Below are 12,520 nucleotides of genomic sequence, written 5' to 3' on the forward strand. Positions count from 1 at the left end.
GCCAGCAACATTGATGGAAAGTCAGAGAAAGAAAGGAAAAGCGAAGGTCCTGCTCATTCGCAAGACGGGGGAGAAGCATCCTTTCTTACCCTGGTGACTAAGCACCATAAGTGTAACATTTTGTGAGCAGTTGCTGTAGGTAAACCCCGTTACGCGGCTCTAAAATGCGAGCTATTGCGCAAAGTTCTCACTGCGCTTTGCCGCCAGATTCGTTATAAAGGACAACTAAATTGTAAACGCGATACGCCGCGCTTGCGAAAAATTGCCGTGATGCTAATGTGAGCGCTCTAAATCCAGAAAACTCTGATTTTGGGTCTCTCTTGCCGTCCTGGCAATGTGGTTTTTGTTTTATCAAGGAACAAGCAGTATGCGCAAAATCGCATTATTTATTGCGATGCTTCTGTTGCCGTGCGTTTCATTTGCTGGGCTTCTCAGCAATAACAGCTCGACGACGCCGGTTAGCAAAGAATACAAACAGCAATTAATGGGTTCCCCGGTCTACATTGAGATCTTTAAAGAGGAGCGAACGCTCGATCTTTACGTCAAAATGGGCGAAAAATATCAGCTCCTCGACAGCTACCGGATCTGTAACTACTCCGGCGGGCTGGGGCCGAAGCAGCGCCAGGGCGACTTCAAGAGTCCGGAAGGATTTTACAACGTTGCGCGTAGCCAGCTAAAACCGGACAGCCGCTTCTATAAAGCCATTAATATCGGCTTCCCGAACGCCTACGATCGCGCGCATGGCTATGAAGGTAAATACCTGATGATCCACGGTGCCTGCGTCTCTGTCGGCTGCTATGCCATGACCGATACCGGCATTGATGAGATTTTCCAGTTCGTGACCGGCGCGCTGGTGTTTGGCCAGTCAAACGTGCAGGTCAGCATTTATCCTTTCCGCATGACCAACGCCAACATGGAGCGCCACAAGTACTCCTACTACGCGGACTTCTGGAAACAGCTGAAGCCAGGCTACGACTATTTCCAGCAAACCCACAAGCCACCGGTTATCTCGGTAACGGACGGCCGCTACGTGGTCAGCAAGCCGCTTAGCCATGAGGTTATTCAGCCGCAGCTGGCGTCAAACTACACGGTCCCCCAGGCAAAATAGCGCCCACTCGCCCGGCATGATCTTATTCCAGGTCTCATTGCCGGTTAGCGGCTGAGTGGCGATAACGGAGACCACATCGTTCGGTGTGGTCTCGCGTTGAAAGTCGATTTCCACATCCTGATCCAGCAGCGTCGCTACGCCAAACGGCGCCCGCCGCGTAATCCAGTACAGGTTCGTCGAGCAGTACGCCATCACGTAACGCCCGTCGGAGAGCAGCATGTTAAAGACCCCCTTCTCCCGCAGCTCGCCCGCCAGCTCAGCGACATAGCTGAAGACTTCAGGCATCGAGTCAGGGGTGCCGGGATAGCGCTCGGTCAGACGGTGCAGCAGCCAGCAGAAGGCCTTTTCGCTGTCGGTTTCGCCGATCGGATGAAGATTTCCCGTATCGAGAGACTCATATCCCTCCAGCTGGCCGTTGTGCGCGTAGGTCCAGTTGCGCCCCCACAGCTCACGGGTAAAGGGATGCGTGTTTTCCAGCGCGACGATGCCGCGATTAGCCTGGCGAATATGGGCGATGACCGAGCAGGATTTAATGGGATAGTCCTGCACCAGCTTAGCGATGGGCGACTGAAAGCTGGGCTGCGGATCTTTGAAGGTGCGACAGCCTTTGCCTTCATAGAAGGTGATGCCCCAGCCGTCTTTATGCGGCCCGGTGCCGCCACCGCGCTGGACCAGCCCGGTAAAGCTAAAGCAAATATCTGTTGGCACATTCGCGCTCATCCCGAGCAGTTCGCACATATCTCACCTCATACCACGCGGCTTAAATACCAAAGGCGTTACTGCGGCAGCCAGCCTGAACGCGGCCAGCGCGCAAAAACCGGATCGTACCTGAGGTACGCAAGGAGATTGAGCGCTGCCCGGGGTTCAACACCGCCAGCAATACGGCCTGTTAAGCTTTAACCATCTCTTTTTCGATCAGCATAATCAGAATATGAATCACTTTAATGTGAATTTCCTGAATACGGTCGGCATAGCCAAAATGCGGCACGCGAATTTCAACATCGGCGGAGCCGGCCATTTTACCGCCGTCTTTACCGGTCAGGGTGATCACCTTCATCCCCTGCGCGCGGGCGGCCTCGATCGCTTTGATAACGTTACCTGAGTTACCGGAGGTGGAAATCCCCAGCAGCACGTCACCGGTGCGGCCAACCGACTCAACGTAGCGGGAGAAAACGTACTCATAGCCAAAATCATTGCTGACGCAGGAAAGGTGGCTGACGTCTGAAATCGCAATGGCCGGGTAGCCCGGACGGTTTTCACGATAGCGCCCGGTCAGTTCTTCGGCAAAATGCATCGCATCGCAGTGGGAACCGCCGTTACCGCAGGAAAGGACTTTACCGCCCGCCTTAAAGCTATCTGCCAGCAGCACCGCGGCACGCTGGATCGCGTGAATATTGGCTTCGTCCTGCAGAAAGTTAGCCAGCGTTTCCGCTGCTTCGTTCAGTTCGTTACGAATAAGATCCTGGTACATGAGGATAATCCTTCAGTATTGGTGGAATAACCCTGGCAGTGTACCGGATAGCCGCTAAAGCGAGAAGCAGCAGGCGCTGTTATCCCCTGAGGTTTTGCTTTTACGTGCCGCATTTACGCACAACAATGTGAGCAAGGTTGTAATTATTTTGTAAACACATTGCTAAAACAAATTACATCCACTACAACCATATCATCACAAGTGGTCAGACCTCCTACAAGACAGGGAGCATTTCGTTATGATGATTTTGAGTATTGTTGCAACCGTTGTTCTACTCGGTGCGCTCTTCTATCACCGAATCAATCTCCTGCTCAGCAGCGCGATTTTGCTCGCCTGGACCGCCGCGCTTAGCGTGGCCGGGCTGTGGAATATCTGGCTGCTGCTGCCGTTAGCGATCGTTCTGCTGCCGTTTAACTTTGCGCCGATGCGTAAATCTATTTTTTCAGCGCCCGCGTTCCGCGCGTTCCGCAAGGTGATGCCGCCGATGTCGCGGACTGAAAAAGAAGCTATCGATGCGGGTACCACCTGGTGGGAAGGCGATCTGTTTCGCGGTAACCCGGACTGGCAAAAGCTGCATAACTATCCGCAGCCGCGCCTGACTGCCGAAGAGCAGGCGTTTATCGACGGCCCGGTGGAAGAAGCCTGCCGCATGGCGAACGATTTTGAAATTACCCACGAAATGGCCGACCTGCCTCCGCAGCTGTGGGCCTATCTGAAAGAGCATCGCTTCTTTGCGATGATCATTAAGAAAGAGTACGGCGGTCTGGAGTTCTCCGCCTACGCTCAGTCCCGCGTGCTGCAAAAAATGTCCGGCGTTTCCGGTATCCTGGCGATTACCGTGGGCGTGCCTAACTCTTTAGGCCCGGGCGAGCTGCTGCAGCATTACGGCACCGATGAACAGAAAAATCACTATCTGCCGCGCCTCGCGCGTGGTCAGGAGATCCCCTGCTTTGCGCTGACCAGCCCGGAAGCGGGCTCCGACGCCGGCGCCATTCCGGATACCGGCGTGGTGTGCATGGGCGAATGGCAGGGCGAGCAGGTTCTGGGCATGCGCCTGACCTGGAACAAGCGCTACATTACCCTGGCGCCAATCGCCACCGTCCTGGGGCTGGCGTTTAAACTCTCCGACCCTGACCGCCTGCTGGGGGGAGAAGAGGAGCTGGGCATCACCTGTGCGCTGATCCCAACCTCGACGCCTGGGGTTGAAATTGGCCGCCGCCACTTCCCGCTTAACGTACCGTTCCAGAACGGCCCGACCCAGGGTAAAGACATCTTTGTCCCAATCGACTACATCATCGGCGGCCCAACGATGGCTGGCCAGGGCTGGCGGATGCTGGTGGAGTGCCTGTCCGTCGGTCGCGGGATCACCCTGCCGTCAAACGCCACCGGCGGCCTGAAGTCCGTGGCGATGGCCACCGGCGCCTACGCCCATATTCGCCGCCAGTTCAAGATCTCCATCGGTAAAATGGAAGGCATCGAAGAGCCGCTGGCGCGTATTGCGGGTAACGCCTACGTGATGGACGCCGCCGCGTCGCTGATCACCTACGGCATCATGCTGGGCGAGAAGCCGGCGGTTCTGTCGGCTATCGTGAAGTATCACTGCACCCACCGCGGCCAGCGTTCAATCATCGACGCAATGGATATCACCGGCGGGAAAGGCATCATGCTGGGTGAAGGCAACTTCCTCGCCCGCGCCTATCAAGGGGCGCCGATCGCCATCACCGTCGAAGGCGCCAACATTCTGACCCGCAGCATGATGATCTTCGGTCAGGGCGCAATCCGCTGCCATCCGTACGTGCTGGACGAAATGGCCGCCGCGCAGAACAACGACGTTGACGCTTTCGACAAGCTGCTGTTCAAACACATCGGTCACGTCGGCAGCAATAAGGTCCGTAGCTTCTGGCTGGGCCTGACCCACGGGCTGACCAGCAGCACGCCAACCCGCGACGCGACCCGCCGTTACTACCAGCATATGAACCGCCTAAGCGCGAACCTGGCGCTGCTGTCCGACGTCTCAATGGCCGTTCTTGGCGGCAGCCTGAAGCGCCGCGAGCGTATTTCCGCGAGACTGGGCGATGTGTTAAGCCAGCTTTACCTCGCCTCTGCGGTGCTGAAACGCTATGACGATGAGGGGCGTAACGAAGCCGACCTGCCGCTGGTTCACTGGGGCGTTCAGGATGCGCTGTATCAGGCGGAGCAGGCCATTGACGACCTGCTGAAAAACTTCCCGAACCGCTTTGTCGCCGGCGTCCTGCGCATTGCCATCTTCCCGACCGGCCGCCACTACGACGCGCCGTCCGATAAGCTGGACCATAAGGTCGCAAAAATCCTGCAGATCCCGAGCGCAACGCGTTCGCGTATTGGCCGCGGCCAGTATCTGACCCCAAGCGAGCACAATCCGGTCGGCCTGCTGGAAGAAGCGCTGCTGGACGTGATGGCCGCCGACCCGATTCATCAGCGCATCTGTAAGGAGCTGGGCAAAAACCTGCCGTTTACACGCCTTGATGAGCTGGCCCGCAACGCGCTGGCGAAAGGGTTAATCAATCAGGAAGAAGCCACCGTTCTTACCCGGGCAGAGACCAGCCGCCTGCGCAGCATCAACGTTGACGACTTCGCCCCGGATGAGCTGGCCACCCGGCCGGTAAAGCTGCCGGAGAAGGTCCGCAAGATTGAAGCCGCCTGAATAATAAAATAGCCACATCACGATCGGGGCGGGGGTTTTCCTCCGCCTCTTTTTTTGCCCGCTTTGCTCCCTCTACTCTCTTTGTCCTCTGCCCTCTGGCTGCGCACAAATCGTTTCCAGCATTAGCATTTTTTTAACAAAATATTCCGCTGACTATCCAGAGACTGATATGGTGTTAAAGTGACTATAACAGCCTAATGATAATGGAGTTCACCACTGTGCCTGGCCTGAAAATTACGCTACTGCAACAACCGCTGGTGTGGATGGACGGTCCCGCCAACCTGCGCCATTTCGATCGCCAGCTGGAAGGCGTCAGCGGGCGCGATCTGATTGTTTTGCCTGAAATGTTCACCACCGGCTTCGCGATGGAAGCCGCTCAGCAGTCGCTGCCGCAGGAAGAGGTCATTGAGTGGATGCGGGCGAAAGCGCTGCAGACCAATGCCCTCATCGCGGGTAGCGCTGCGCTACAAACCGAACGCGGCCCGGTTAACCGCTTCCTGCTGGTGGAGCCCGGCGGTAAAACCCATTTTTATGATAAGCGGCACCTGTTCCGGATGGCCGAAGAGCACCATCATTATACGGCCGGCAACGAGCGGGTCGTCTTCGAGTGGCGCGGCTGGCGGATCCTGCCGCTGGTTTGCTACGACCTGCGCTTCCCGGTGTGGTCACGCAACCATAACGACTACGATTTAGCGCTGTACGTGGCCAACTGGCCGGCGCCGCGCTCGCTGCACTGGCAGTCGCTGCTGGTCGCCCGGGCCATTGAAAACCAGGCCTACATCGCCGGCTGCAATCGGGTCGGTACCGACGGTAATGGCCATCACTATCGGGGCGACAGCCGCATTATCAGCCCGCAGGGAGAGATTCTGGCAACGGCAGAGCCTCATCAGGCCACGCGCCTCGATGCGGAGCTGTCGCTCACCGCCCTCAACGAGTATCGCGAAAAATTCCCCGCCTGGCAGGATGCCGATCCGTTTAGCCTGAATTAATTCCCCTCCCCCTCGTTATCGGGGGGGGGGCACTCTCCCGTCCCGTTAACACTACGCTGCTGAATACGCGGGCAATAAATTTACGCCCCCACCAGCATCTTGTTTTCCTTTATTATTTATTTCGCCCTAAGCCCCCGGACATTCCCGTTTTGACGCCTTTCCCTGACGATAAATAATATTTTCCTGGCAGGATTATTTTCTGTTCTACACTAATAAAAGGGATAAAATTCAACAATAACTAGCACGATTTTCAAATAACTTTCAGCGATTTCTAAACGATTCCATCTCAAATACTGGCCTGGTTTGTAAAACTGGCCGGGGCGGTTGTGTGCGCATTCTCAGCGAGAACAAACCATCATGGAAAATGATAATCTGCTTATTGTTGAAAAAAGAGTGGTTGCCCGTTTTTTGGATATGTTCATTCGGTTTGGGCTTATCCTGGCATTAGCCTCCTTCTGCTATACCGTATTTTCTCCATTCCTGAATATGATGCTCTGGGCCGTCATTCTGGCGGTCACGCTCTATCCGCTCCATCAATATTTTGCCGCCCGGCTCGGCGGAAAACAGGGCTGGGCCTCCACAATACTGGTCCTGCTTGGCATTCTGCTGATCGTGGCACCGACGGTGCTGATGATAAGCTCTCTGGGAGAGAGCGTCAGCGCGCTGATTGATAAGATGAGCGGCCGCAGCTTCGCCATTCCCCCACCTTCAGCCCATATTGCCACCATCCCCGTTGTCGGGGAGAAGATCAGCGCCCTATGGCTAAAAGCGTCGATGGATTTACCCGGGCTGATAAACAACTACCGCACCCAGCTCGGCGAAATCGCCCGGCAGGTGCTGGGCATCCTGGCCAGCATGGGCGGCGGACTCATCGGCTTTATCCTCTCCTTCATCGTTGCGGGCATTATGATGACCTGGGGTAGCGCTGGCGCCAACAGCGCGAGGCGGATTGCGATTCGTATCACCGATGAGAAGAAAGGCCTGACCTTAACCCGGCTCTGTACCAGCACCATTCGCGCCGTCGCGCAGGGAGTTATCGGCGTTGCGCTTATTCAGGCGCTGCTGGTTGGCATCATCATGATTGTCGCCGGGATCCCGGCGGTCGGGATCTTCTTTATCCTGGCGCTGATCCTCGGGATCGCCCAAATCCCCGTCATTCTGGTGACCGCCCCGGCAATCGCGCTGATGTGGAGCATCGGCGACCACGGCACCGGAATGAACGTCCTCTACTCTATTGTGCTGATCGTGGCCGGCATGGCCGATAACGTCCTTAAGCCGCTGATGCTCGGGCGCGGCGTTGACGCGCCGATGCCGGTGGTCCTGCTGGGCGCATTAGGCGGCATGGCGGCCAGCGGCATTCTTGGGATGTTTATCGGGGCAACCCTGCTTTCCATCGGTTATCGCATTTTTATGACCTGGGTCGACGAGGGCCAGGCCCGCGCCAACCCAGGCAGCAAAGATGCGCAATGAGGGGAGAGCCGAGCGCTTTCTGCTGAGAGGCTAACATGCTGCTACCGCCGCTGGCGGGAGTGCCGATTATCCTGTGCAATATGCTTCTGCAGTCGATTGTTTCAGTGTGGTGTATCCGCTTCTACATCAGGCGATTTCGCAGTAAAGTTCGCCACGTTAGGCTATGGCGATATTGTGATGAGCGCCAGGTGGAAGCTTCCTGGACCGCTGGAAGCGGTAAACGGCGCGCTGATGATTGGCCTGTCCGGGGCATGCATGCTGGCTGTTTTGCAGCATCATACCCGCAAGCAATTGAAATATATGAAATGAATAAGATGGCGTCGCTAAAACGACGAAAGCCTGAATCATTGCTGATTCAGGCTTTCTGAATAGTGGCGGAACGGACGGGACTCGAACCCGCGACCCCCTGCGTGACAGGCAGGTATTCTAACCGACTGAACTACCGCTCCACTTTCACTGTTCCCTTGGGAACGAGGCGAATATTACGGATTACCGCTAACTCCGTCAACGCTTTTTCTTCACTTTTGAACCATTTGCTGTAAAAATCGCCCACCAGCCTATTTTTACAGCGTATTGCGGCCTATCAGCTCCGCCACAGGCAGCTTCCGCCTTTCTTTTGAACCAAATCGAGGCGCGATTCATGGTTTAACAGCTCGTCATCAGAGGCGTAAACGACGCGCAGCCTGCTGGCCGCCCGAACAACGCGCTGTATTCCTATCTCGCCTGCCTGCATCTGCCCTTCGCCTTCCGTCGAAAATGCCAGCGTCGTCTGACCGCCGGTCATCATCAGATAGACATCGGCCAGAATCTGGGCATCGAGCAACGCCCCGTGTAGCGTTCGCTTGCTGTTATCTATTTCATAACGTGAGCACAGCGCATCGAGGCTGTTACGCTTGCCGGGGAACATTTTCCGCGCCAGCGCCAGGCTATCGGTGACCTTGCAGAAGGTATTGGTTTTGGGAATATCGCGCTTGAGCTTGGCGAACTCGTAGTCCATAAAGCCGATATCGAACGATGCGTTATGGATGACCAGCTCCGCCCCGCGGATATAGTCCATAAACTCATCGGCGACCTCAGCAAACGCCGGCTTATCCATCAGAAACTCATCGGCAATCCCGTGAACGCCAAAGGCTTCAGGGTCCACCAGCCGGTCCGGCTTGAGATAAACGTGGAAGTTATTCCCAGTGAGGCGGCGGTTGATCACCTCCACCGCACCAATCTCGATGATTTTATGTCCTTCGTAATGCGCACCGAGCTGGTTCATACCAGTGGTTTCAGTATCGAGAACAATCTGTCGCGTAATTGCAGTGCTCATATCAGTCATTTATGTCAGACTTGCCGTTTACATATCGATGTCAATTACAGGAAGTCTACCAGAGATGCTTAAACAGGTAGAAATTTTCACCGACGGTTCATGCCTGGGAAATCCAGGACCCGGCGGCTACGGCGCTATTTTACGCTATCGCGGGAAGGAAAAAATCTTTAGCGCAGGCTATAACCTCACGACCAACAACCGCATGGAGATGATGGCGGCCATCGTTGCGCTGGAAGCGCTGAAAGAGCAGTGCGAAGTCGTTCTCAGCACCGACAGCCAGTACGTGCGTCAGGGGATCACCCAGTGGATCCACAACTGGAAAAAGCGCGGCTGGAAAACGGCGGATAAAAAGCCGGTCAAAAATGTGGATCTGTGGCAGCGCCTGGACATCGCGCTTGGCCAGCACCAGATTAAGTGGGAGTGGGTCAAAGGCCACGCCGGCCATCCGGAAAACGAACGCTGCGACGAGCTGGCGCGCGCTGCCGCCTCCAGCCCTACCCAGGACGATGTCGGTTACCAGCCGGAACGTTAATTCTGCCCGTTTCGCGACTGTCGCGTGGCCCCTACCGTCTGACGCAGCCGGGTCTTCGCTTTTCCCGACTTCAGCGGGTTGAGCGTGAGCGGGATCGTGCGCTTGCGGGCAACAATCAGCTGCAGGCAGCCCAGCGCCGGCAGGTGGGTACTGAGCATCTTGCCGCCGTGTCGGGACCAGGGCAGCACCTGATAACGGCCGTAGTGCAGCACCTCAAAATTGAGCAGCGCCAGCCAGTCCAGCTGGCGCGTTAGCGTAAACATCCGGCTGCTGTACGGCACCGTTTTGCGCAATACCGGCATCAGCTTGCGCAGGCCCATCAGGCTCACGGGGTTAAACCCGGTCATAATTATCCAGCCGTCATCAATCAGCACCCTGTCGGCTTCGCGCAGCAGGCGGTGGGGATCGCTACACCAGGGCAAGGTATGCGCCAGCAGGCAGGCGTCAACCGACTTTTCGGCAAAAGGCAGATGGAGGGGATCGGCCTGAACCTGAATCGGCGTGCCCTGAAGCGAAACGTTCACCTGATGCGAGATAGCGCAGGATTCGGTATTGATTTCCGCGCTCAGATTGCCAATCTTAAGTAAATGAAAGCCATATAGCTTGGCCAGCCACGGTTTCATCTGCCGCTCCAGCGATTCGCGATAGTATTCGCCCCAGGGCATACTGGACCAATGCTCTGGCGCTGTGACTATCTGAGATATCCTTGCCGGCTTCATCGCAACCTTCCGCTACGCTTTTAGGGGTAATAAATGAATCTTATCAGCATTCCTGCATTTCAGGACAACTACATCTGGGTTCTTAGCGCGGATAACGGCCGCTGTCTGATCGTCGATCCTGGCGAAGCGGCGCCCGTGCTGGCCGCTATCGCGGAGCACGGCTGGCAGCCGGAGGCCATTTTTCTCACCCACCACCACCACGATCACGTTGGCGGCGTGAAACAACTGTGCGAAAAATTCCCCGACATCGTGGTTTACGGACCGGCAGAAACCCAGGATAAGGGAACGACGCGTCTCGTTGCCGACGGCGATCGGGTCGTTGTTTTAGGCCACGAATTTTCTATTTTCTCCACGCCAGGTCACACTTTAGGACACATCTGTTTCTACAGTGAACCTTATCTATTTTGTGGCGATACAATGTTTTCCGGCGGCTGTGGCAGACTCTTCGAAGGGACGGCGGAGCAGATGTATCAATCATTTAAGAAAATAGCGGCGCTCCCAGACGATACGCTGGTATGTTGCGCACATGAGTATACTTTAGCAAATATGAAGTTTGCTCTGAGTATCCTGCCACAGGATATGGCTATAAATGATTACTACCATAAAGTTAATGAGTTACGTGCAAAAAACCAAATGACACTACCGGTAACTCTCAAAAATGAACGCCGTATAAATTTATTTTTACGCACGGATGATGATGATTTAATTAAAGAAATATCCAAAGAAACAAATTTGCAACACTCTACGCAGCGATTCGCGTGGTTAAGGTCAAAGAAAGATGACTTCTGACATTTAACTCTTGTCATTCGCGAACTTCACCGTTATTCTTGCTCGTCTTTTAAGCAACTATTGACACACACATGAAGGCACGAGCGATTTTACTCGTCTCTGTCCTGCTGGCGGGGTGCCAATCGTCTAAGCACGATGGCAACGTTCAACAGCACGCACAGAGCCTTTCTGCAGCTGGTCAAGGGGAAGCAGGTAAGTTCACAAGTCAAGCGCGCTGGTTAGATGATGGAACCTTCTACGCGCAAGACCAGGATCTGTGGACTTCCATAGGCGACGAGCTAAAGATGGGAATTCCGGAAAATACCCGGATTCGCGAACAGAAACAGAAGTACTTAAGTAATAAGAGCTATCTCCACGATGTAACTTTACGGGCAGAGCCGTATATGTACTGGATAGCCGGGCAAGTTAAGAAACGTAACATGCCAATGGAACTGGTATTACTACCCATAGTGGAGAGCGCTTTTAACCCGCATGCAACGTCTGGCGCCAATGCCGCAGGCATCTGGCAGATCATTCCGAGCACCGGGCGCAATTATGGTTTGAAGCAGACCCGCAGCTACGATGCGCGTCGTGACGTTGTCGCCTCTACTACGGCGGCGCTGAACATGATGCAGCGTCTGAATAAGATGTTTGACGGCGACTGGCTGTTGACCGTCGCAGCTTATAACAGCGGTGAAGGCCGGGTACTGAAGGCAATGAAAGCGAATAAATCACGCGGCAAGCCCACTGATTTTTGGTCGCTTTCATTACCACAGGAAACCCGAATTTACGTACCTAAGATGCTGGCTTTGAGCGATATTCTCAAAAACAGCAAGCGCTATGGCGTGAAGCTGCCGACGGCAGACGAAAGCCGTGCGCTGGCGCGAGTTCGCCTCGATAGTCCGGTTGATATTAGTCAGCTGGCCGATATGGCAGGAATGCCCGTCGGCAAGCTGAAAACATTCAACGCCGGAGTAAAGGGCTCAACCCTGGGTGCGAACGGGCCGAAGTACGTGATGGTGCCACAGAAACATGCCGCTCAGCTGCGTGAGTCTCTGGCCTCTGGCGATATTGCCGCCGTACAGCCAACGCAGCTCGCGGCCAACGCGCCGTTGACCAGCCGCAGCTATAAGGTTCGTTCAGGCGATACGATTTCCGGGATCGCCTCACGTCTCGGCGTATCGACGAAAGATTTGCAGCAGTGGAATAATCTGCGCGGATCCGGGCTGAAAGCGGGCCAGGAGCTGGTAGTTGGCGCCGGCAGCAGCGCGACGCGTCTTGCGAACAACAGCGATAGCATTACCTATCGCGTACGCAAAGGCGACTCGCTGTCGAGCATCGCAAAACGACATGGCGTGAATATTCGTGATGTGATGCGCTGGAACAACGGCACCGATGACCTGAAGCCGGGCGATCAGCTCACGCTGTTTGTGAAAAATAGCGACCGGCCGGATTCCTGATATAC

General features: G+C 55.4%; 11 protein-coding genes and 1 tRNA gene. 7 read left to right on the top strand and 5 right to left on the bottom strand.

All coding sequences use genetic code 11. From position 1 onward, the window contains the following. Positions 1–367 precede the first annotated feature (367 nt). A complete protein-coding gene (dpaA, locus tag MMW58_RS23700; protein WP_045854098.1) occupies positions 368–1,108 on the top strand; it encodes a peptidoglycan meso-diaminopimelic acid protein amidase in 741 nt (246 codons plus the stop codon). On the opposite strand, the gene MMW58_RS23705 is transcribed toward dpaA, so the two are convergent. Together MMW58_RS23705 and lpcA are read right to left on the bottom strand one after the other, a co-directional pair. Further along, positions 1,079–1,846: a class II glutamine amidotransferase gene (locus MMW58_RS23705; protein ID WP_045854097.1), complete on the bottom strand. Its 768-nt coding sequence runs from the start codon at positions 1,844–1,846 to the stop codon at positions 1,079–1,081. The two genes, dpaA and MMW58_RS23705, sit on opposite strands and share 30 nt — an antisense overlap. A 151-nt stretch (positions 1,847–1,997) precedes the next feature. Next, entirely contained in the window at positions 1,998–2,579 is a 582-nt protein-coding gene (gene lpcA / locus MMW58_RS23710) for a D-sedoheptulose 7-phosphate isomerase (RefSeq protein WP_004133848.1), read from the bottom strand. Between the two features lie 238 nt (positions 2,580–2,817). Here lpcA and fadE point away from each other — a divergent pair, with 238 nt between their 5' ends. From fadE to MMW58_RS23725, 3 genes are all read left to right on the top strand, one after another. Further along, positions 2,818–5,262, top strand: coding sequence for an acyl-CoA dehydrogenase FadE (fadE, locus tag MMW58_RS23715; protein ID WP_241722242.1), 2,445 nt, complete (start codon positions 2,818–2,820; stop codon positions 5,260–5,262). Between the two features lie 218 nt (positions 5,263–5,480). Next, positions 5,481–6,251, top strand: a complete 771-nt coding sequence (locus MMW58_RS23720; RefSeq protein ID WP_133601397.1) for an amidohydrolase — start codon at positions 5,481–5,483, stop codon at positions 6,249–6,251. 357 nt (positions 6,252–6,608) lie between these two features. Beyond that, positions 6,609–7,721, top strand: coding sequence for an AI-2E family transporter (locus MMW58_RS23725; RefSeq protein ID WP_241722243.1), 1,113 nt, complete (start codon positions 6,609–6,611; stop codon positions 7,719–7,721). A 372-nt stretch (positions 7,722–8,093) separates the two neighbouring features. On the opposite strand, the gene MMW58_RS23730 is transcribed toward MMW58_RS23725, so the two are convergent. Further along, a tRNA-Asp gene (locus MMW58_RS23730) sits at positions 8,094–8,170 on the bottom strand. Positions 8,171–8,304: 134 nt separating this feature from the next. After that, a complete protein-coding gene (gene dnaQ, locus MMW58_RS23735) occupies positions 8,305–9,036 on the bottom strand; it encodes a DNA polymerase III subunit epsilon (RefSeq protein WP_200851558.1) in 732 nt (243 codons plus the stop codon). Here dnaQ and rnhA point away from each other — a divergent pair. Continuing rightward, a complete protein-coding gene (gene rnhA / locus MMW58_RS23740; protein WP_166646242.1) occupies positions 8,990–9,568 on the top strand; it encodes a ribonuclease HI in 579 nt (192 codons plus the stop codon). The two genes, dnaQ and rnhA, sit on opposite strands and share 47 nt — an antisense overlap. Here the strand turns inward: rnhA and MMW58_RS23745 are convergent. Next, positions 9,565–10,287, bottom strand: a complete 723-nt coding sequence (locus MMW58_RS23745; RefSeq protein ID WP_041144164.1) for a class I SAM-dependent methyltransferase — start codon at positions 10,285–10,287, stop codon at positions 9,565–9,567. The genes rnhA and MMW58_RS23745 overlap by 4 nt on opposite strands. Before the next feature lie 33 nt (positions 10,288–10,320). On the opposite strand from MMW58_RS23745, the gene gloB reads away from it, so the two are divergent. Next, entirely contained in the window at positions 10,321–11,076 is a 756-nt protein-coding gene (gene gloB / locus MMW58_RS23750; RefSeq protein ID WP_159237678.1) for a hydroxyacylglutathione hydrolase, read from the top strand. A gap of 71 nt (positions 11,077–11,147) precedes the next feature. Beyond that, complete coding sequence (gene mltD, locus MMW58_RS23755; RefSeq protein WP_133601331.1) at positions 11,148–12,515, top strand: murein transglycosylase D; 1,368 nt, start codon at positions 11,148–11,150, stop codon at positions 12,513–12,515. The last annotated feature ends 5 nt before the right edge of the window (positions 12,516–12,520 follow it).

This window comes from Klebsiella sp. HC6 (genome assembly GCF_022605325.1).
Classification (GTDB): Bacteria; Pseudomonadota; Gammaproteobacteria; order Enterobacterales; family Enterobacteriaceae; genus Klebsiella; species Klebsiella terrigena.